General features: G+C 40.4%; 21 protein-coding genes. 11 read left to right on the top strand and 10 right to left on the bottom strand.

Features of this window, described 5'->3' with window-relative positions; translation table 11 throughout:
* The first annotated feature begins 2 nt into the window (after positions 1-2).
* Both Q0O89_RS00405 and rluA read left to right on the top strand, forming a co-directional pair.
* The gene (locus tag Q0O89_RS00405) at positions 3-428 is read left to right on the top strand and encodes a universal stress protein (RefSeq protein WP_273405392.1); all 426 of its coding nucleotides are present in this window, start codon (positions 3-5) and stop codon (positions 426-428) included.
* Between the two features lie 72 nt (positions 429-500).
* A complete protein-coding gene (gene rluA, locus Q0O89_RS00400) occupies positions 501-1,160 on the top strand; it encodes a bifunctional tRNA pseudouridine(32) synthase/23S rRNA pseudouridine(746) synthase RluA (RefSeq protein ID WP_293729433.1) in 660 nt (219 codons plus the stop codon).
* Positions 1,161-1,274: 114 nt separating this feature from the next.
* Here the strand turns inward: rluA and Q0O89_RS00395 are convergent, their stop codons facing one another.
* Positions 1,275-2,321: a glycosyltransferase family 9 protein gene (locus Q0O89_RS00395; RefSeq protein ID WP_293729431.1), complete on the bottom strand. Its 1,047-nt coding sequence runs from the start codon at positions 2,319-2,321 to the stop codon at positions 1,275-1,277.
* A gap of 74 nt (positions 2,322-2,395) precedes the next feature.
* On the opposite strand from Q0O89_RS00395, the gene Q0O89_RS00390 reads away from it, so the two are divergent.
* The gene (locus Q0O89_RS00390; protein ID WP_293729429.1) at positions 2,396-3,130 is read left to right on the top strand and encodes a 3-deoxy-D-manno-octulosonic acid kinase; all 735 of its coding nucleotides are present in this window, start codon (positions 2,396-2,398) and stop codon (positions 3,128-3,130) included.
* A gap of 109 nt (positions 3,131-3,239) precedes the next feature.
* Positions 3,240-4,556: a hypothetical protein gene (locus Q0O89_RS00385; protein WP_293729427.1), complete on the top strand. Its 1,317-nt coding sequence runs from the start codon at positions 3,240-3,242 to the stop codon at positions 4,554-4,556.
* Between the two features lie 27 nt (positions 4,557-4,583).
* On the opposite strand, the gene Q0O89_RS00380 is transcribed toward Q0O89_RS00385, so the two are convergent.
* The 5 genes from Q0O89_RS00380 to tpiA form a co-directional block, all read right to left on the bottom strand.
* Entirely contained in the window at positions 4,584-4,922 is a 339-nt protein-coding gene (locus tag Q0O89_RS00380; RefSeq protein ID WP_293729425.1) for a hypothetical protein, read from the bottom strand.
* Between the two features lie 161 nt (positions 4,923-5,083).
* The gene (locus tag Q0O89_RS00375) at positions 5,084-5,482 is read right to left on the bottom strand and encodes a hypothetical protein (RefSeq protein WP_293729423.1); all 399 of its coding nucleotides are present in this window, start codon (positions 5,480-5,482) and stop codon (positions 5,084-5,086) included.
* A gap of 395 nt (positions 5,483-5,877) precedes the next feature.
* Entirely contained in the window at positions 5,878-6,351 is a 474-nt protein-coding gene (gene coaD, locus Q0O89_RS00370; RefSeq protein WP_293729421.1) for a pantetheine-phosphate adenylyltransferase, read from the bottom strand.
* Entirely contained in the window at positions 6,348-7,625 is a 1,278-nt protein-coding gene (waaA, locus tag Q0O89_RS00365; protein WP_293729942.1) for a lipid IV(A) 3-deoxy-D-manno-octulosonic acid transferase, read from the bottom strand. The genes coaD and waaA overlap by 4 nt, the downstream gene beginning before the upstream one ends.
* Positions 7,626-7,964: 339 nt before the next feature.
* On the bottom strand, positions 7,965-8,735 hold the full coding sequence (gene tpiA, locus Q0O89_RS00360; protein WP_135709140.1) for a triose-phosphate isomerase: 771 nt from the start codon (positions 8,733-8,735) through the stop codon (positions 7,965-7,967).
* A gap of 178 nt (positions 8,736-8,913) precedes the next feature.
* Between tpiA and Q0O89_RS00355 the strand changes: the two genes are divergently transcribed.
* Positions 8,914-9,348, top strand: a complete 435-nt coding sequence (locus Q0O89_RS00355) for a GNAT family N-acetyltransferase (protein ID WP_273316268.1) — start codon at positions 8,914-8,916, stop codon at positions 9,346-9,348.
* A gap of 82 nt (positions 9,349-9,430) precedes the next feature.
* Here the strand turns inward: Q0O89_RS00355 and yggU are convergent, their stop codons facing one another.
* The 4 genes from yggU to Q0O89_RS00335 form a co-directional block, all read right to left on the bottom strand.
* Entirely contained in the window at positions 9,431-9,718 is a 288-nt protein-coding gene (gene yggU, locus Q0O89_RS00350; RefSeq protein ID WP_293729416.1) for a DUF167 family protein YggU, read from the bottom strand.
* A gap of 26 nt (positions 9,719-9,744) precedes the next feature.
* Positions 9,745-10,320 carry a YggT family protein gene (locus tag Q0O89_RS00345; RefSeq protein ID WP_135709143.1) on the bottom strand — a complete coding sequence of 192 codons (576 nt, stop codon included), beginning with the start codon at positions 10,318-10,320 and terminating at the stop codon, positions 9,745-9,747.
* A gap of 120 nt (positions 10,321-10,440) precedes the next feature.
* Positions 10,441-11,388: a magnesium/cobalt transporter CorA gene (corA, locus tag Q0O89_RS00340; protein ID WP_135709144.1), complete on the bottom strand. Its 948-nt coding sequence runs from the start codon at positions 11,386-11,388 to the stop codon at positions 10,441-10,443.
* Positions 11,389-11,654: 266 nt separating this feature from the next.
* A complete protein-coding gene (locus Q0O89_RS00335) occupies positions 11,655-12,986 on the bottom strand; it encodes an NAD(P)/FAD-dependent oxidoreductase (RefSeq protein ID WP_293729411.1) in 1,332 nt (443 codons plus the stop codon).
* Between the two features lie 159 nt (positions 12,987-13,145).
* Between Q0O89_RS00335 and nudC the strand changes: the two genes are divergently transcribed.
* The 6 genes from nudC (at position 13,146) to glmS (ending at position 18,923) form a co-directional block, all read left to right on the top strand.
* A complete protein-coding gene (gene nudC / locus Q0O89_RS00330; RefSeq protein ID WP_293729409.1) occupies positions 13,146-13,934 on the top strand; it encodes an NAD(+) diphosphatase in 789 nt (262 codons plus the stop codon).
* A gap of 64 nt (positions 13,935-13,998) precedes the next feature.
* On the top strand, positions 13,999-15,063 hold the full coding sequence (hemE, locus tag Q0O89_RS00325; RefSeq protein WP_293729407.1) for a uroporphyrinogen decarboxylase: 1,065 nt from the start codon (positions 13,999-14,001) through the stop codon (positions 15,061-15,063).
* A gap of 54 nt (positions 15,064-15,117) precedes the next feature.
* Positions 15,118-15,705 carry a DUF416 family protein gene (locus Q0O89_RS00320; RefSeq protein ID WP_293729405.1) on the top strand — a complete coding sequence of 196 codons (588 nt, stop codon included), beginning with the start codon at positions 15,118-15,120 and terminating at the stop codon, positions 15,703-15,705.
* 165 nt (positions 15,706-15,870) lie between these two features.
* Positions 15,871-16,146: an HU family DNA-binding protein gene (locus tag Q0O89_RS00315; protein ID WP_135710769.1), complete on the top strand. Its 276-nt coding sequence runs from the start codon at positions 15,871-15,873 to the stop codon at positions 16,144-16,146.
* 138 nt (positions 16,147-16,284) lie between these two features.
* A complete protein-coding gene (locus tag Q0O89_RS00310; RefSeq protein ID WP_273403521.1) occupies positions 16,285-17,058 on the top strand; it encodes a DeoR family transcriptional regulator in 774 nt (257 codons plus the stop codon).
* A gap of 32 nt (positions 17,059-17,090) precedes the next feature.
* Positions 17,091-18,923: a glutamine--fructose-6-phosphate transaminase (isomerizing) gene (gene glmS, locus Q0O89_RS00305; RefSeq protein ID WP_135710771.1), complete on the top strand. Its 1,833-nt coding sequence runs from the start codon at positions 17,091-17,093 to the stop codon at positions 18,921-18,923.
* Positions 18,924-18,943 lie beyond the last annotated feature (20 nt).

Below are 18,943 nucleotides of genomic sequence, written 5' to 3'. Positions count from 1 at the left end.
TTATGTACAACAAATTATTAATTGCTATTGATTTGAGTAACTTAGAAAGCGCGAAATATGTGGTGGATACTTGCTTAAAGCTTACAGCCAATAATCCCGAGGCGGTTTATCGAGTGGTCACCATATTAGAACCCATGGATGATAGTTTTATTTCCGCTTTTTTACCGAAGAATTTTGATAAATCTCTTATCGAAGAAGCGAATCGAACTTTGCACGAGTTCACTAAAGCGACATTCCCGGCGCATGCTAAAGTTCAGCATATTGTGGCACACGGAACGATTTATGAAGAAATCAATCGGTTGGCGGAAGAAAAGGCAGTAGATTTAATTGTGATGCTCGCCAGTAGCAAACCTCACGCCAAGGGATTGAGCTCAAATACCGTTAAAGTTGCACGCAATTGCAATAAACCGATTTTGGTGCTGCGTTAGAGAAAATAATGCAAAAAAACGGAGGTTCGTATAAACTACACCTCTGTTTTTTTATTACCACTTCATTCTATTATGGCACTTATTGAATATTTTCCCCCTTTAGAACCTTATCTTGACGTGGTTTATCACGATAATCATATTCTCGTGGTAAATAAACCCAGTGGTTTATTGTCTGTACCGGGAAATCAACCGCAATATTACGACAGTGCCATGAGCCGCGTGAAAGAAAAATACGGCTTTTGCGAACCTGCTCATCGTTTAGATATGGCGACAAGTGGCATTTTGTTATTTGCCATGAGCAAAGCCGCAGACAGTGAACTAAAACGCCAGTTTCGCGAGCGTGAAACGGAAAAACATTATCAAGCCATTGTTTGGGGATGGTTGAAACAGGATCGTGGCGTGGTGAATATGCCATTGATCTGTGATTGGGAAAACCGCCCACGTCAACGCATTGATTACATCGTAGGAAAGCGTGCAGTCACGGAATATGACGTGTTAGAACGCCTACCGAATAACAGCACTCGCGTCAAATTAACCCCGATTACAGGGCGTTCACATCAATTGCGTTTACATATGCTTGCACTGGGACACCCCATTCTAGGCGACAAATTCTATTCTCACCCACAAGCCAAAGCCATGTCGCCGCGATTATGTTTACATGCGGAAAGTTTAACCATTAAACATCCGATAACAGGGGAAAAAATGACCTTTGAATGTCAGCCTGAGTTTTAAAAAATTGACCGCACAAGTACAGTCAAACGAGTAGAGTTAAACAAGTGCGGTCAATTTTTTTATGATTTTAATGTTGAACAATGGCGTGATAGTGCAAATTGAGAGAAATGGGAATTACTTAATGGATGGCAAAATAAGCGAAATTTGTGCTAATACCGCTTTGACTTCAATTTGTGCCATTAAATTTTTGCCTTTGAGTTTCGTTGCCCAAGGCAATGCTGAAGACGGTTTGCCAAACTCTTTCAAGGCATTTTGTTCATAAACCGAAACCACGTTATTAAGATTGTGATAAGGGCCTGTGCGCCAAGGGTTGTGATAGGCATAAAGCCCGATCACAGGCGTACCAACCATGGTGGCAATATGCGCAGGGCCACTATCCGGCGCGATAACCAAGTCTGCATTTTTTATCACCGCACAAAGCTCATCTAAACGGGTTTTTCCACATAAATTGATCACATCAAAGGCGCAAAGTGCGGTGATTTTTTGGCAAATTTCCATTTCTCGTGGCGCAGGTGAACCACAAAGCACCACATTATGCCCTTGTGCATTTAATCGGGTTGCCACTTCGGCGTAGCGTTCTAACACCCAGTCTTTTTCCGCTTTGCTTGAACAAGGGGAAATCACCACGTATTGAGCCGGTAAATTGAATTTTTGTGCAATATTTTCCGGCAACTTGAGCGACCATTGCGGACGAAAGGCAGGCACACCGATTTTTGCGGCAAACGCCATAAAACCGTCCATGACATGCGGATTTTCGGGATCTTGAACCCGTTGGTTAACAAAAAACGTTTGTCCTTCCCGAGCTCGCTTTTCGCCAAAGCCAATTTTATATTTCGCTTTGATTCCCAAAGAAAGCAAAGAAGCACGCAAGGCGGTTTGCATATTTAACAAGGCATCAAAACGTTGATTTGACAGCCGTTTCCAAAGCGCGAGCATACCTTTCAATCCTGCTTTTTTATCGTAAGCCACCAAGTTTAAATCCGTGACTGCGGATAAAAGCCCAAATTCTGCTTTGCCTACAATCCACGTAATTTGACATTCAGGGTAAAAACGCTGAATTTCTTGCACCACAGCCAAGGCATGGGTCACATCGCCAATGGCAGATAAGCGAAGAATACAAAGGGATTTCGGGGGATTTTGTGGGGTAAATAAAGTTGTCATTTTAGGTTCCTAATTTTGCGGATTGGCGGTATTTTAGAGTAGAATGCCGTTGTACGCTAGAAAGGATAGAAAAAATGCTACAAATCCAAGAGAAAAATTGTTTTTACTTATTTAATTTTGAGGGAGCGCATACCGATCAAGTGCGGTTCTTTTCGCCGGACTTTTGGCAAGCACAACATCGTATTTTAGGCTCAGCAAAAGGGCGAGGCACCACGTGGTTTATTCAATCGCAAGATCTGTTTGGGGTCAATACCGCATTGCGCCATTATTATCGTGGTGGGCTATACGGCAAATTAAATCGGGATCGTTATTATTTTTCTACCCTTGAACAAACACGAAGTTTTGCCGAATTTCATTTGCTTGAACGCTTGTATCAAGCGGGTTTAAATGTGCCTAAACCCATTGCGGCAAAAGTAGAAAAAACAGGATTTTGTTGCTATCGTGCGGATATTTTAACGGAAAAAGTGGAAAATGCCCGTGATTTAACCGCGCTTTTACAACAAGAAACCTTACCTAAAGCGAGCTGGCAAGCTATTGGCAATATGATCCGAAAAATGCACGATTTAGGCATCTGCCACACGGATTTAAACGCCCATAATATTTTGGTGCAACAGCAAAATAACGAGCAAAAAGTTTGGCTATTGGATTTCGATAAGTGCGGTGAAAAATCGGGCAATTCTTGGAAACAGGGCAATCTTGAACGTTTAAAACGCTCATTTTTAAAAGAAGTGGAACGCATGGGGATTAGCTTTACAGATGAAAATTGGGATTGGTTAATGGCAGGGTATGGTTTCCCCATCACTATGTAGGAAAAGCACAAACATGAAATTTTGATTCATTTGGTGTGTTTTTGCTATTTAATTAGCTTTTTTTATTATAATAAAATTAGTTAGTTTTATTTTACTTTTTAATCAAAAAATGGCTATTAATAAAGATTCTATATTAGAGATGATAAATAATATTAATTTATCTGCTATTAATGATGTTAATTTATTTCCGGAGTTAGAAAACTTTGCTAATGAATTAATGAATTCATCTAATCCACAGCACAGATTTACTGCTTTAAAAATTAATAACAGACTTCAAGAAAACCCACATTATCAAACTTATTTAAAGTCTGATGTTATTGAGAAGGAAATCAAAGAAGAAGCCAAAGAGAAACAATATTTTAAAGCTGTATATCAAAACAAAGAAGTAAATGCTTATCAAAATCTTCAAACTAAAAAGCAAGAAGAAAAACAAAACAAAGAGAACAGTTTAAAAGAAAATTCATCTTATCAGCATAATTATTTATTATATGACAAGTTATTTAACCAATTTGGGATGAGCTGGAATGATTTATCCCATCAAGAAAAACAAAATTTCAAAATAGGTATAGAGAAATTTTCTGAATTTGTTGAAAATGAGAAACTATTTCCTAACTTGAATAATCAAGATAAAGAAGAAGCTAAAAATACTCAGGCTGAAATTCAATCTGCTGCTATTGCTAATCAGCACAATAAACTTTCAGATGAAGAATTTAAAAAGAAAATTGAAGAACTTCAACAAAAATTATTTAATACTCTAACAAAATACAAAGACATCAGTAAAATTCAAGATTTAGAAGAAATTTCTCAGATAAGAAAAGAATATTCTGAATTAATTGATAATAACCCATCATTAAATGATGGGCAAAAAAAGATGATGAAAGAAAATTGGGCTTTGGAAACTGATGCTGTTCAACACTTATACTCAATTAGCCAGAGTGTAAAAAATCAGGAAAAGATAAATCCAGAGCATATTACATATATGTTAGGAGCTTTACATCTAGAAAACCCAAGCCTAAGCACCATTGAGGTTATTAAAACTTTATTTAATGAAAATCAAGCTGTTTTAGATGAAATCATGAAAGATCCAAGTTTAAAAGAAAAGTTTATTACAGAACTAACAAATGGTGGAAATAAGGTAAAAAATCTCCAATCTATTTTAGATAATCACCCTGAAATAAAAGATAAATTAGGAGAATATGGAATTGATATTGATGAGGAAATAATTAAGAGTCAGAAGAAGTATGGTACTAATATTGATAATAAGGAAAATAGCTCTTCAACACCAAAAGAATATATTGATGAAGTGACAAACCATGGTGAATTATCATCAACTATAGATCAGCATCCCAATGTAGGAGAAAAATTTAATCCTAGTGAATCTAATGTGGATAACAATGACAATAAAGTAAGTTTTAAACTAGGCTAAATTAATAGGGCTTTAAAGCCCTATTATTTATTTGATACATAAATTTCTTTCAACATATAATTTTTCTTTACCTTGATGTTTAAAGGTATAAACTAATCTATATGGAATTTTTTGTCTTTCATCATAAGGAGTTTCATAATATTTTATATCCAATTTTTTATCTTTAGTACAAGTATTATCTGTATAGAACATAACATGTTTATGTAATAATTCTGCTCCATTATGCTCAATTCTAAAATTTACTACATCTGCTGCATGTAATTCTAATTCTTCCCAGCCAGCATAAAAATCTTTGTCATTTGCTAGTATATTGGTTGAAAAAGATAAACCAATTATCCCTAATAATAAAACTAATGTTTTTTTCATTTTAATTTCCTTTTTATTTTATACTACCTTAGTAAAAATAAGTTGTCCGCGATTTTTTTAATTTAAAGGCAAAATTTTACTCAATTTGGAGTGAGATTTTGCCTTTGTGCTTTTGCTACATAGTTATGTGGGGGCTATCCAAACATTTTACCCCTTAGTTTTCACTTTATTATTTTTTCCCACCAACCTTTTTTATTACTTTCCTTGCCACCTTCCATTTTATTTTCCTTATTTTTTTCCTCTTCTATTTTTAGTACTCTAACAAGAAAAACAGGTAAAAAAATAGCTGTAACCAAGGTTTGTATAAAACCATTTAAATTAAAACTTTCTATCAAAATTTCTACTGTGCTAGGTGGTTTTTCCATACCATATAAACGACCTATTTCTTTTAAATCTATGTTAATTACGGAAGATATAACTATTAATGTTAATAGCACTATAATAAACCAGATTTTTGATTTACATTTATAGGAAAGAAAATAAAGAATTCCAAAAATTAATATTGCTACTATATAAACAATAATAGCTAGATAATTTAAAAGAGATAAGATAAAATCCATAATTGAAGCCTCATTCTAAAAAATAAAAACTTCCCTATTGTAAAAAAAAAAAAAATCAACCCCTGCGGAAAACTTTTTACGCACAAAATTGTCTATCACATAGCTGATATTTCTTTCCCACAAGGCAGGTAAAACGCTGAGATTTCCTTTTGAATAGGCGACTATTCGTGAATAGATTGCGGTAGGATCTTGATCGATCAGAGGATCACAAGATGCTGAAAGTAAGCGGTCTAATTCAACCGATGTTTTACGTTTTTTGTTTTTACTTTTTTATTCTTTATTTAATACATCAATTTTATTTACCGTATAAATCATTTGTAGGGACGCCACGCTTGGCGTCCATAATTAAATTACGCTTCGTTTTTACAATGGACGCCAAGCGTGGCGTCCCTACTCTAAGATTTTTTCTTTAATCCTTCCAACACTGCCTGTGGCACAAACTGGCTCACATCGCCGCCGTGCAAGAAAATTTCGCGCACAATGGTGGAGGAAACGTAAGACCATTGTTCGGTGGTGGGGAGAAATAAGCTTTCAACGCCTTGGGTAAGGGTGCGGTTTAAATGGGCTAGTTGAAGTTCATATTCAAAGTCCATTGTGGTACGCATTCCGCGGATAATGGCGGTAATTTCTAATTGATTGACCACATTGGCGAGTAAATCAGAAAAACCAATGACGCGGACATTGGCTACGTGCGCGCAGGATTTTTCCACTAATTGAACGCGTTCTTCCAACTCAAACAAAGGTTTTTTGCTTGGGCTGGCGGCAACGGCAACAATCACGTTGTCGAATAATTTTGCGCTGCGTTCAATAATATCTAAATGCCCGTTGGTAATGGGGTCGAATGTGCCGGGGTAAATGACGGTGGTCATGATGTTTTCTCTAAATAAGGTGTTAATAAGTCCATTAAACGTTGTAATGCACCGCGGTTTTCCATTAATACGCTGAAACCGGCATGACCAAGTTTTTCGCGTAAGGTTTTGTTCTCTAAACAAGAGTGAACGGCTTGTGAAAGTGCGGTGGGGTTTGCGTCAATTTCAATCATTCCATTCACTTGTTTTAATTTAGCAAACACTTCGGGGAAGTTAAAGGTGTGTTTGCCGCTAATAACAGGGCATTTAAACGCCAGCGGTTCAAGGGGATTGTGTCCGCCACGTTTGATCAGACTTCCGCCCACAAACGCCACATCGGACACACCATACATTAACAGCAATTCCCCCATGGTATCACCGAGCAGAATTTGAGTTTCTTTATGGGGCAATTTTCCTGTAGAACGGCGGATATAGCTGAAATTGCCTTGTTCAATCAGCTCTGCCACCCCATTAAAATGTTCGGGATGACGCGGTACTAAAATCAGCAATAAATCCGGATAGGTCGCCAGTAAAGTGCGGTGCGATTTTAAGATGATTTCTTCTTCGCCGGCGTGCGTACTGGCGGCAATCCAAATCGGGCGATTGCCGAGAGCTGTTTTGAATTCAGTCATTTTTTGGGTCAATTCATCACTGATATGCAAATCGTATTTGATATTGCCCGTGAGACTTAATTTACCTTGATAGCCAATTTGTTGGTAACGTGCGCCACTAAAGTTATCTTGTGGGGCTATTAACTCAATTTCGCTGAGCATTTCCTTTAGGCAGTTTTTGACTTTGCCATAACGGCATGCTGAGCGTTCGGATAAGCGCGCATTGGCAATAATAAAGGGAATTTGTTTCTGATGTAAGCCATGAATTAAGTTTGCCCAAAGTTCGGTTTCTATCACAATACAAACTTTAGGTTGCACAAAATTAATAAAACGGCGCACGGCACAAGGTAAATCATAGGGCAGAAATACGTGGGTGACACGATTGCCAAAAGCAGATTTCACACGCTCAGAACCTGTGGGGGTCATTGTCGTAACGGTTATCGCCAATTCGGGATATTTTGCTTGAATGGCTTGAATAAATGGCGTGGCGGCAATGACTTCGCCGACTGAGGCGGCGTGGACCATTATACCCCGGGGTTTTGGTGCCAACATTGTGCCATAAAAACCATAGCGTTCTTTCAACCGTGAGCGATATTTCGGGGCTTTTAGGCTACGAAATAGCATAAATAGCAAAATAAACGGCTGTAAAATGTACATTAACAGGGTATAAATTAAACGCCACATCATCAATCCCCATATGGATTTCATTACGTTAAAATACGATGTAGTAATTACACAAAGCTGAAATGGCGGTTAGTGAGCCTGTCGAACTATAAGACATTTCAGCGGTTGCACAAGACTTACGTTTCGACAAGCTCAACGACCGTCTTGTGCAACTGCCACATCATACCGTAGAAATAAAAAAGTGCGGTCAATTTTAACCGCACTTTCGACCTTTGACGAACCCTATACGAGCCGTATAGGGTTCTTTAATCTGAGCCGCTCTGCGGCTCTTGTTTTCAGCCCCAGCGGAGCTGGGCTTAAGGAACCTAGCACGGCTCGTGCTAGGTGTGTTAGCAAAAACTACGCTTTTGCGGCTGCCGCTGCTTTCACAATCACTGCAAATGCAGGGGCTTTTAATGATGCGCCGCCTACTAATGCACCATCGATATCCGGTTGTGTGAATAATTCTGCTGCGTTAGCGTCATTTACAGAACCACCGTATTGGATGATAACTTGATCCGCGACGGCTTGTGATTTTGCTGCGATATGACCACGGATGAATGCGTGAACGGCTTGTGCTTGTGCCGGAGTAGCAGATTTGCCTGTACCGATTGCCCAAATTGGTTCGTACGCGATCACCGCGCCGTTGAATGCTTCCACGCCTAATGCGTTGATTACCGCATCAATTTGACGTGCGCAAACTTCTTCGGTTTTGCCCGCTTCATTTTCTGCTTCAGATTCACCGATACATAATACCGGCACTAAACCGGCTTCTTTTAACGCACCGAATTTTTTCGCGATAAATTCATCGCTTTCTTTGTGGTAAGTACGGCGTTCTGAGTGACCGATGATGATATATTTCGCACCGAAATCTTTTAACATCGCTGTTGAAATATCGCCTGTGAATGCACCTTGTACATTGACATCCACGTTTTGTGAACCTAAGGCAATTTGGCTACCTGCAAGGGCGGCTTCGGCTTCTGCAAGATACATTACAGGTGGTGCAATTGCGACATCACAACCGTTAACGCCTGCTAATTCTGCTTTTAAACCTTCGATTAACTCTTTAGTAAACGCTTTGCTACCGTTTAATTTCCAGTTTCCCATCACTAATGGTTTACGAGCTGCCATTTTATTTTCTCCATATTTAGTAAAAAACAGACGTGCTTAATATACCAAAAATTTGGGGGTAATTTTGGCTTTTTTCACTATTTTTTGATCTAAGTAGTGCTAAATTTAGTTTTAGCGGTTACAATTTACTGTATAGTTTTGTTATTTTTTAATCAATTTTAACTAAGTGAACCGAATTATGCGTATTTTCAAAGCCGAACAATGGAATGTAGCCGCCCTTTTGCCGCTTTTTGAAGAATATCGTTTAGCCCACGGCATGTCAGAAAACCCTGACCGCACTTTAACGTTTTTGAGCAATCGTATTCGTTTTGGTGAAAGTATTTTTTTTATTGTGATGGATGAAAATGAAAAAGCAGTCGGTTTTATTCAATTGTATCCCCGTCTTTCATCTCTTCAATTACAACGTTATTGGCAGCTGACAGATATTTTTGTGCAAGAGGGAAAATATCGGAACGAGATTTATAAGGCATTGATTGAAAAAGCCAAAGAATTTGTTGCCTTTACGCAATCTACACGTTTGACTGTGGAACAAGATATGCAACAACGCGCAATTTTGGAATCGGAGGGATTCCGATTAAATCCTAAAAAAGCGATGTTTGAATTGAGTTTGTAAAAGCGATTCATTTTATTCGGTTGTGCGCGCAGCGGCCCTTGAGTTTATTGAAATGTGAACCCTGCACGCCTAGATAGCCATATCACAACAACCTTAACACTTCCTCAGGCACTAATTTCGGTGCCGGAATAAATACCTGTTTATGTCGATTGAGTTCGCCTTTCTCTAAAATAATTGCACTTTTAGGTACTTTAAACGCCTTACTAAGGTATTTCAATAAATGCGCATTTGCCGCACCATCAATGGGCGGAGCGGTGATGCTGATTTTGAGTTCATCATCATGCAAGCCAACAAAGGCATCTTTGCTGGCTTTGGGTTGTAAGAATATCCGTAAGCGAATACCTTCGTGTGTTTTTTCTACGGCAGCCATAAAATCTCTCGCTATTTTCACCGCACTTATGCCCAAGACCAAAGGGTTGGGAATAAATCATACATTACGCGATTGAGCCAAAATAAGGCAAAGGCTAAGATCATTGGCGAGAAATCGATCATGCCTGTTTGAGGTAAAAAGCGGCGAATTGGGCGCAACACAGGTTCGCTGAGTTGGTAAAGTAAGTAGCTTAGTGCATCATTTCCACGGCGGAACCAGCTTAAAATGGCACCGATAAAAATGACGTATAAAATCATTTGCCCAAAATTGCTGAGAATACTCAATACGCCAATCAGCGCAATTTCAATCAGGTTAGTGACGATGCTTTCAAAGGATCCCACACCACCTAGAAACCACATTGCAGGAACTTTGGCGCAACCTAAAATAAAAACCAATGTCAGCGCGGCAAGATCTACACCTTTAATCGGTTTGAGAGCTTTGCGTAAAGGTTTTAATGCCGGATCGGTAGCGCGTACAACCGCTTGGGAAATGGGATTATAAAAGTCCGCTTTGCTGTATTGTAACCACATACGCAACATCAAAATTAAGCTATAGACATTGATAATGGTGAAAGCGAGATATTGAATCGAGTTAAAGCTCATTAGATTGTTCCTTGATAAGAAAAAGTTGGTTTTAAGATAAGGGTAATGCGGGGAAAATTCAAGGGAAAGGCGCAAAAGGTTCGTTACATTGCTAGAAACCTTTTGCGCCATTATTTATTGTTACAACCAACCTTTACGTTTGAAGTAAATATAAGGCGTCAGCGCGGCGGCGATCATCAAACCGATTGCCATTGGGTAGCCATATTTAAAATGAAGTTCCGGCATAAATTCAAAGTTCATACCGTAGGTGGATGCCACTAACGTTGCCGGTAGGAACATCACCGATACCACCGAGAAGAATTTCATAATTTTATTCTGCTCAATGTTGATATAACCCATTGCCGCTTGCATTAAAAAGTTTACTTTTTGGAACAAGGATTCATTGTGCGGTTGCAAGGACTCAATATCTCGCAAAATTTCGCGTGCCTGTTCTAACTGGTTGGCGGGCAAGCGGGTTTTGCGCACTAAAAAACTTAAGGCGCGTTGCGTGTCCATCAAACACATCCGCACTTTGGAGCTGTTATCTTCTTGTTCGGTTAAGGTACTTAAGGCATCATTAAAGGCTTCCCCTTGTTTGCCGTCCAAAATAACCCGGCTTAATTTTTCCAATTCAGAATAGCCTGTTTCAATCACATCCGCTAATTGCTCGATTTTAGTTTCAAATAAGTCAAGCAACACTTCATAGGCATTACATTCTTCTAAACGTTGATAGCGTGAACGCATACGATATAAACGGAACGCAGGCAATTCACGATCACGCAAGGTAAATAGACGACCGTCACGAATGGTAAACGCCACAGAAGCCAAATCTGCGTAGTCATCTTCGTCTTCGCAATAAAAGAATGAGTGTAAGTGCAAACCGTCTTCGTCTTCAAAGAAACGGGCGGATGCTTCGATGTCTTCCAATTCCAAGAACGAGGCGAGACTTTGCCCTAACCCTTCTTGTAATTCTGTACGTTCTTCTTCCGTAGGTTCAATAAGATCAAGCCAAATTGCGGTATCGAGTTCGGCTTGTTCTTCGTCTAAGCGTGTAAGACGAGCGTTTTCTAGTGCAAATGCGTTAATCATTGTTTCATACTCCGTTAGTATGAACAAACAAGATGAACATTACGCAAACCATGGCAAAAGTGCGGTCAAAATTGCGTGTATTTTTGATACCAATTAAGGCGGAGATAACTTATCCGCGAACGTGTCGCCGATAAGTCAAAAGACAGGCGACAGTTTAAAGTGAAAGTCGGTATCGACTATGACTGTCCAAAGTGTGTGTCCTCAAGTAAAAAAATCGAGCGCATAATACGCTCGAAATGGGGTTTCGTCAAGAATATCGAATGAGTTTAATACAACTTCAAGGATGGACGAATAAAACGATTTAAACGACCGATTAAGATAATCAAACCCGTTTTAAAACAACCGTGCAGTTTTTGTTGGTGCAAGCGATAAAGGGAAATATAGGCTAAGCGCGCAAGTCGCCCTTCAATGGTCATAGAGGTTTTCTTACCTGTAGTAATATTGCCAAGTGCGGTGAATTTTGACAATGAAACTAAAGACCCTTTATCTAAATAGCTAAAGTTTTTCAATGGCTTATTGTCGAATAACGCCAAGATATTTTGTCCGCACACCGTTGCCATTTGGTTGGCGGCTTGACCGCGTGGCGGTACCGGTTTACCGTCTTTTTGCAACAAGAATGCGCAATCACCAATGGCAAAAATACTGTCATCTACGGTAGTTTGTAGGGTATCTTTAATATGGATTTGGTTAATGCGGTTTAGCTCTAAACCATCAAATTGCTGCGTAATTGGTGATACGCAAATCCCGGCCGCCCACACCATTAAGTCGGCTTTAATTTCGCTGCCGTCTTTGGTGATTAAGCTATTTTGTGTCGCTTCCGTGATCATGGTTTGCGTTTTGACGTTAACCCCTAATTCTTCCAACTCTTTTTTCACCGAATCAGAAATGCGCTCAGGCAAGGCAGGCAACAGGCGATCCCCCGCTTCAATTAAGGTCACATTCAAATGTCCGTCTTTAATTTTGCCGTAGCCGTAAGAAGATAAATGTTGCGCCGCATTGAATAATTCCGCCGAAAGTTCTACCCCCGTTGCGCCACCGCCCACAATGGCAATATTGACCTTGTCGTCTTCCACTAATTTTTGTCTGCTTTCATCTTCGCCGATTTCGGATAAAGCGTTGTTTTCTGCAAAGGTTAAGAACAACTCTAACATTCGATTTTGGAAGCGCAATGCTTGGTCGGGTGCGTCCAAGAAAATACAATGATCTTTCACCCCTTTCGTATTAAAGTCATTGGAACGGCTACCGATAGCAATAACCAGGTAGTCATAAGGAATACGGCGCGCCACCACAATTTGTTGTCCTTCTTGCCCAATAATAGGTTCAAGTTCCACATATTTATTGGTGCGGTCAATACGCGCGATCGAGCCTTGTTCAAAATGGAAGCCGTGATTAAAGGCATGAGCACGATAGCTTACCGCATCGGTTTCCGCGTCTAATACCCCGGTGGCAACTTCATGTAACAAGGGTTTCCAAAGGTGAGTTTGATTGCGGTCAACAAGCGTCACATTGGCGCGTTTTTTACGCCCTAACTTGTTCCCTAAAAAGGTCGCCAGTTCTAAACCGCCCGCGCCACCGCCAACAACAACGATATTTTTCATAAAAGTTCCTATGAAGTTTAAATTTAACGAATTCAACAAATTTTTAACAATTGTAATATTTTTTTAAATCTAACGCACGCGGTATTTCAATAAATTATCTAAACGGGCTTATAATATTGAGAACAGTATTAAAGTGCGGTTTATTCTCAAGGAGTTTTTATGAAAAAAGTTCAGCCACAAGATCGCGGATTTTGGCTTATGACGCAAGGTTCCAATGTGTATTTCCCGAACCAAAATTTACCCTTTGGCACAGCGGAAGCGTTAGGTTTGCAGCAACATGATGCGTTGCTCATCGGAGAATGGGAAAATCAGCCGTTATTTTTAGTGGCGGAAATGGCAAATGACGCTCGAGAGTGGACGTATTTGTATGATTTACTCACATTGCCTGCGGCACAATTTCATTTGCTTAATCGCGGTATTGAGCTTAATCATTTTTATAAAACCCATCAATTCTGTGGTAAGTGCGGTTCAAAAACAGCCCATACTGCGGATGAATGGGCGGTACAATGCCAAAACGAACATTGTGGTTATCGGGCTTATCCTGTGATTTGTCCGTCTATTATTGTCGCCGTGCGCCGTGGTAAAGAGATTTTACTCGCTCACCATCATCGCCACAAAGAGAAAAAAATCTACACCACATTAGCGGGTTTTGTGGAAGTAGGGGAAACCTTTGAACAAGCGGTCGAGCGTGAAGTTTGGGAAGAAACCGGAGTTCGGGTGAAAAATATTCAGTATTTTGGCAGCCAACCTTGGGCATTTCCGAATTCGCAAATGGTGGGCTTTTTAGCGGAATATGACAGCGGCGATATTCGTTTGCAGGAACCGGAAATTGCCGATGCCAAATGGTTCCATTGTGATGAACCGTTACCAATTTTGCCGCCACAAGGAACGATTGCTTTAGCCTTAATCAACGCTACCTTGGAAATCTGTCGCGCTAAAGACAAATAACAAAATTCCCTTTATAATGACCGCACATTCACCGTCAAAGTGCGGTTTCTTTTTGGGAGTTTTTATGAATCAATTGAAAAATGATCGTTATCTTCGCGCGCTGTTGCGTGAACCTGTAGATTGCACACCTGTGTGGATGATGCGTCAAGCGGGGCGTTATTTGCCGGAATACAAAGCCACACGTGCGCAAGCAGGGGATTTTATGTCCTTGTGCCGTAATGCGGATTTGGCTTGCGAAGTGACCCTTCAACCTTTGCGCCGTTATGATTTAGATGCGGCAATTTTATTTTCTGATATTTTAACGGTGCCTGATGCTATGGGCTTGGACTTAAGTTTTGGTGCAGGGGAGGGCCCGAAATTTGCTCGCCCTATCGAAAGCAAAAGTGCGGTGGAAAATTTACCGATTCCTGATCCTGAAGTGGAATTACAGTATGTGATGAACGCCGTGCGCACGATTCGCCGTGAATTAAAGGGCGAAGTGCCACTTATCGGTTTTAGCGGCAGTCCTTGGACGTTGGCGACTTATATGGTGGAAGGCGGTTCGAGCAAGGCGTTTACCAAAATCAAAAAAATGCTCTACGCGGAGCCAGAATTATTGCACGCTCTGTTGGACAAAGTGGCAGACAGCGTGATTTTGTACTTAAATGCACAAATCAAAGCCGGCGCGCAAGCAGTGATGGTGTTTGACACTTGGGGCGGCGTATTGGCGCACCGTGATTATCTGGATTTTTCTTTGCAATATATGCACAAAATTGTGGATGGCTTAATTCGTGAATATGACGGGCGTAAAGTACCGATCACCTTATTTACCAAAGGCGGCGGTTTGTGGTTGGAACACATTGCCAATACCGGCTGTGATGCCATTGGCTTAGACTGGACGACAAACATCGCACAAGCACGCGCGCAAGTTGGGCATAAAGTGGCGTTGCAAGGCAATATGGATCCTTCCGTGTTATACGCTTCTCCTGAGCGTATTGAGCAAGAAGTGCGGTCAATTTTAGCGGATTTTGGCGAAGGTTCGGGTCATGTGTTCAATTTGGGACACGGTATTCATCAAGATGTGCCTGTTGAAAGTCCGAAAGTGTTTGTTGATGCCATTCATCAATATTCCAAACCCTATCATAAATAACACAAATAAACGTGAATCGGGGTTAATCTAATTAACCCCTTACAGGAAAATATTATGAGAAACCCAATTCATAAACGTATTGAACGCTTTGAAACCTGGCAAAACCTGACTTTTATGGCGTGCCTGTGTGAGCGCATGTACCCGAATTTCAAGTTGTTTTGTGATGTCACTGAACAACCTGAGCATGCCAAACTTTACCAAAATATTCTCAATTTAGTGTGGGAACATTTAACGGTAAAAGGGGCGAAAATCAATTTTGAAAATCAGCTTGAAAAGTTGGAAAACCTTATCCCTGATGTGAATGACTATGATTTCTTTGGTGTTGTGCCGGCGCTTGATGCTTGCGAAGGGTTGTCTGAATTGTTGCACGCCATTATTGCCGGGGAAAGCTTAGAGCAAGCCATTAAAATTAGCCAACTGTCGATGCAAACCGTGGCCACTGTTTTAGAAACGGAACAGGAACGCGAATTGTCGGAAAATGAGCTTAAAAGTGCGGTAGAAATTCAAGAAGAATTAGATGTGCAATGGCTAATTTATCGGATATTAAATGAATGTGAAGAGCGTGATACTGGTCTGATCTTAGACCTAAAAAATGAATTACGTGAAGCGCGTTTATCCAATATTGGGATAGAAATTGTGTAAAATGTGACCGGCATCACGAAATTTACAAAAATTTGCATTTCTAGCTATTGGCTTAACGCTGAACTTCGATTATCCTTTACAGTGCTGTTTCACAGTCAATGTGCTAGGAATTTTTCCTAATACAAATAAACAATCTTTAAATTTAAAGAAATAGGTAATTATATTATGAACAAAACGGATTTAATCGATGCAATCGCAGCACAAGCTGGTTTAACTAAAAAAGACGCAAAAGCGGCATTAGAAGCCACTTTAGATGCGATCTCTGATAGCTTGAAAAAAGGGGACGCTGTGCAGTTAATCGGTTTCGGTACATTCAAAGTAAACGCGCGCAAAGAACGTACCGGTCGTAACCCACAAACTGGTGCAGAAATCAAAATCGCTGCGTCAAAAGCACCTGCGTTCGTTGCGGGTAAAGCATTAAAAGACGCTGTAAACGCGTAATTTTAATATTTCAAAATCTAAGCCCTGCCATGGATGTGGCAGGGTTTTTTATTTTTTATCATTTCTTTTAAAATCATCTTGCCTTTCTTTTTTTTACTTATATAATTCCGAAACGAAACTTAGGGCTGGGTTTGGATAATGAAACGAAATTTAAATCAACGCAACACACAACAACGCCGTCATCGGATTATGCAGATTTTGCAAGAACAAGGTGAAGTGAGCGTTGACCAATTAGTGCAACTTTTTGATACGTCAGAAGTGACTATTCGCAAAGATTTAACCGCACTTGAGGCCAATGGTTTTTTATTGCGCCGATATGGCGGTGCCATTTTGATGCCGCAAGACATTATTGAAGATGAGCAAGAAGAACTTTCGGAACGAAAGATTGTCATAGCCAAGGCGGCAGCCGAACGTATTCGTGATCATAATCGTATTATTGTTGATAGTGGCAGCACAACCGCCGCCTTAATCAAACAACTTAACGGAAAGCAAGGGTTGATTGTGATGACCAATTCCTTGTCTGTGGCGACTGAATTACGTTCCTTGGAAAATGAACCTACGCTTTTAATGACCGGTGGCACTTGGGATACCCGATCGGAATCTTTCCAAGGAAAAGTGGCGGAACAGGTTTTGCGTTCTTATGATTTCGACCAATTATTTATTGGTGCCGATGGCGTGGATTTGGAACGTGGCACCACAACGTTTAATGAATTGATTGGTCTCAGTCAGGTCATGGCAGATGTGAGCCGCGAAGTGATTGTGATGGTGGAAAGCCAAAAAATTGGGCGGAAAATGCCAAATTTAGAATTAAACTGGCAGCAGATTGATGTGTTAATTACCGATGATTTGTTGACGGAACAAGATAAAGCAATGATTGAACAACAGAATGTTGAAGTGATTATTGCCAAGTAAATGTATTAAATTAACTGAAAAAGGAAAAAATTATGTGTGGAATCGTTGGTGCAGTAGCAGAACGTAATGTAGCAGCAATTTTGGTGGACGGCTTACACCGTTTAGAATATCGTGGTTACGACTCTGCGGGCGTTGCTGTACTGGGTCAAGACAAACAAATGCACATTGTGCGCCGTGTGGGTAAAGTGAAAGCCTTAGATGATGCGTTAGAAGCGAGCCCATTATTAGGCGGAACAGGGATTGCTCATACTCGTTGGGCAACCCATGGTGAACCTTCTGAAACCAATGCGCACCCACATCGCTCAGGCAAAATTGCGGTGGTTCACAATGGTATTATCGAAAACTACGAAGAATTAAAAGTGGTTTTACAAGAACGTGGTTATGTATTCCAATCACAAACAGACACTGAAGTTATCGCACACTTGGTGGAATGGGAATTCCGCACTGCGAAAACCTTATTAGAAGCAGTGCAAAAAACCGTGGTTCAATTACGTGGTGCTTATGGTACGGTGGTGATGAATGAAGAAGATCCTTCTCGTTTAATCGTGGCACGTTCTGGTTCGCCGTTAGTGATTGGTTATGGTATTGGCGAAAACTTCTTAGCCTCAGATCCATTGGCGTTGTTAAGCGTCACTCGCCGTTTTACTTACCTTGAAGAAGGCGATGTAGCTGAAATTACACGTACTACCGTAGATATTTACGATCGCGCAGGCAATAAAGTGACCCGTGAAATTCACGAAGGTAACTATGAAAACGATGCGGCCGATAAAGGTCCATATCGTCACTATATGCAAAAAGAAATCTTTGAACAGCCAGTGGCAATTATGAATACCCTTGATGGTCGTATCAAAGATGGTCGCGTGAACATTGAAGCGATTGCGCCAAATGCAGCAGAAATTTTAAGCAAAGTGGAACACGTACAAATCGTGGCTTGCGGTACATCATATAACGCAGGTATGGTGGCGCGTTACTGGTTTGAAGCCATTGCAGGTGTAAGCTGTGATGTGGAAATTGCGTCAGAATTCCGTTACCGTAAATTTGTGACACGTCCAAATAGCTTGTTAATCACCCTTTCTCAATCAGGTGAAACGGCGGATACGTTAGCCGCACTTCGTTTGGCGAAAGAATCAGGTTATATGTCAGCCATGACAATTTGTAACGTGGCAAGCTCGTCATTAGTGCGTGAATCCGATTTCGCCTTTATGACCAAAGCCGGTGTGGAAATTGGCGTAGCATCAACGAAAGCCTTTACTACGCAATTAACCTGTATGTTGCTGTTAAATGCTGCGATTGGTCGTTTAAAAGGCAATTTAAGCGATGAACAAGAACATCACATTATTCAAGCGTTACAACGTTTACCGGCACAAATTGAAAGTGCATTAGTGTTCGATAAACAAATTGAGAAATTATCGGAAGACTTCGCAGAAAAACATCACACCTTATTCTTAGGTCGTGGTGAATACTACCCAATCGCGATGGAATCTGCATTGAAATTAAAAGAAATTTCATATATCCATGCAGAAGCCTATGCGGCAGGTGAGTTGAAACATGGTCCGTTAGCATTAATCGATAGTGAAATGCCGGTCGTGGTCGTTGCGCCTGAAAATGATTTGTTAGAGAAAGTCAAATCTAACATCGAAGAAGTTCGCGCGCGCGGTGGTCAGTTATATGTATTTGCTGATCATGAAGCCGGTTTCGAAGAAGCCACAGGCTTTAAAACTATCGTATTACCGAAAGTGGATGAAATTACGGCACCAATTTTCTACACCGTACCGTTACAATTATTGTCATATCACATTGCTTTAATTAAAGGGACAGACGTTGACCAACCTCGCAATCTTGCGAAAGCGGTAACGGTAGAGTAAATATATTTTTTCAGACATAG

Source organism: uncultured Actinobacillus sp., assembly GCF_945915845.1.
Lineage (GTDB): Bacteria > Pseudomonadota > Gammaproteobacteria > Enterobacterales > Pasteurellaceae > Exercitatus.
Note: the sequence above shows the minus strand (reverse complement) of the source record. Positions and strands in the feature narration are given on the sequence as shown.

What these genes read in the sequence shown, in the direction of transcription:
- Q0O89_RS00405 (WP_273405392.1), top strand. Translation starts at nt 3, where the DNA reads ATGTACAACAAATTATTAATTGCTATTGATTTGAGTAACTTAGAAAGC.
- rluA (WP_293729433.1), top strand. Translation starts at nt 501, where the DNA reads ATGGCACTTATTGAATATTTTCCCCCTTTAGAACCTTATCTTGACGTG.
- Q0O89_RS00395 (WP_293729431.1), bottom strand. Translation starts at nt 2,321, where the DNA reads ATGACAACTTTATTTACCCCACAAAATCCCCCGAAATCCCTTTGTATT.
- Q0O89_RS00390 (WP_293729429.1), top strand. Translation starts at nt 2,396, where the DNA reads ATGCTACAAATCCAAGAGAAAAATTGTTTTTACTTATTTAATTTTGAG.
- Q0O89_RS00385 (WP_293729427.1), top strand. Translation starts at nt 3,240, where the DNA reads ATGGCTATTAATAAAGATTCTATATTAGAGATGATAAATAATATTAAT.
- Q0O89_RS00380 (WP_293729425.1), bottom strand. Translation starts at nt 4,922, where the DNA reads ATGAAAAAAACATTAGTTTTATTATTAGGGATAATTGGTTTATCTTTT.
- Q0O89_RS00375 (WP_293729423.1), bottom strand. Translation starts at nt 5,482, where the DNA reads ATGGATTTTATCTTATCTCTTTTAAATTATCTAGCTATTATTGTTTAT.
- coaD (WP_293729421.1), bottom strand. Translation starts at nt 6,351, where the DNA reads ATGACCACCGTCATTTACCCCGGCACATTCGACCCCATTACCAACGGG.
- waaA (WP_293729942.1), bottom strand. Translation starts at nt 7,625, where the DNA reads ATGTGGCGTTTAATTTATACCCTGTTAATGTACATTTTACAGCCGTTT.
- tpiA (WP_135709140.1), bottom strand. Translation starts at nt 8,735, where the DNA reads ATGGCAGCTCGTAAACCATTAGTGATGGGAAACTGGAAATTAAACGGT.
- Q0O89_RS00355 (WP_273316268.1), top strand. Translation starts at nt 8,914, where the DNA reads ATGCGTATTTTCAAAGCCGAACAATGGAATGTAGCCGCCCTTTTGCCG.
- yggU (WP_293729416.1), bottom strand. Translation starts at nt 9,718, where the DNA reads ATGGCTGCCGTAGAAAAAACACACGAAGGTATTCGCTTACGGATATTC.
- Q0O89_RS00345 (WP_135709143.1), bottom strand. Translation starts at nt 10,320, where the DNA reads ATGAGCTTTAACTCGATTCAATATCTCGCTTTCACCATTATCAATGTC.
- corA (WP_135709144.1), bottom strand. Translation starts at nt 11,388, where the DNA reads ATGATTAACGCATTTGCACTAGAAAACGCTCGTCTTACACGCTTAGAC.
- Q0O89_RS00335 (WP_293729411.1), bottom strand. Translation starts at nt 12,986, where the DNA reads ATGAAAAATATCGTTGTTGTTGGCGGTGGCGCGGGCGGTTTAGAACTG.
- nudC (WP_293729409.1), top strand. Translation starts at nt 13,146, where the DNA reads ATGAAAAAAGTTCAGCCACAAGATCGCGGATTTTGGCTTATGACGCAA.
- hemE (WP_293729407.1), top strand. Translation starts at nt 13,999, where the DNA reads ATGAATCAATTGAAAAATGATCGTTATCTTCGCGCGCTGTTGCGTGAA.
- Q0O89_RS00320 (WP_293729405.1), top strand. Translation starts at nt 15,118, where the DNA reads ATGAGAAACCCAATTCATAAACGTATTGAACGCTTTGAAACCTGGCAA.
- Q0O89_RS00315 (WP_135710769.1), top strand. Translation starts at nt 15,871, where the DNA reads ATGAACAAAACGGATTTAATCGATGCAATCGCAGCACAAGCTGGTTTA.
- Q0O89_RS00310 (WP_273403521.1), top strand. Translation starts at nt 16,285, where the DNA reads ATGAAACGAAATTTAAATCAACGCAACACACAACAACGCCGTCATCGG.
- glmS (WP_135710771.1), top strand. Translation starts at nt 17,091, where the DNA reads ATGTGTGGAATCGTTGGTGCAGTAGCAGAACGTAATGTAGCAGCAATT.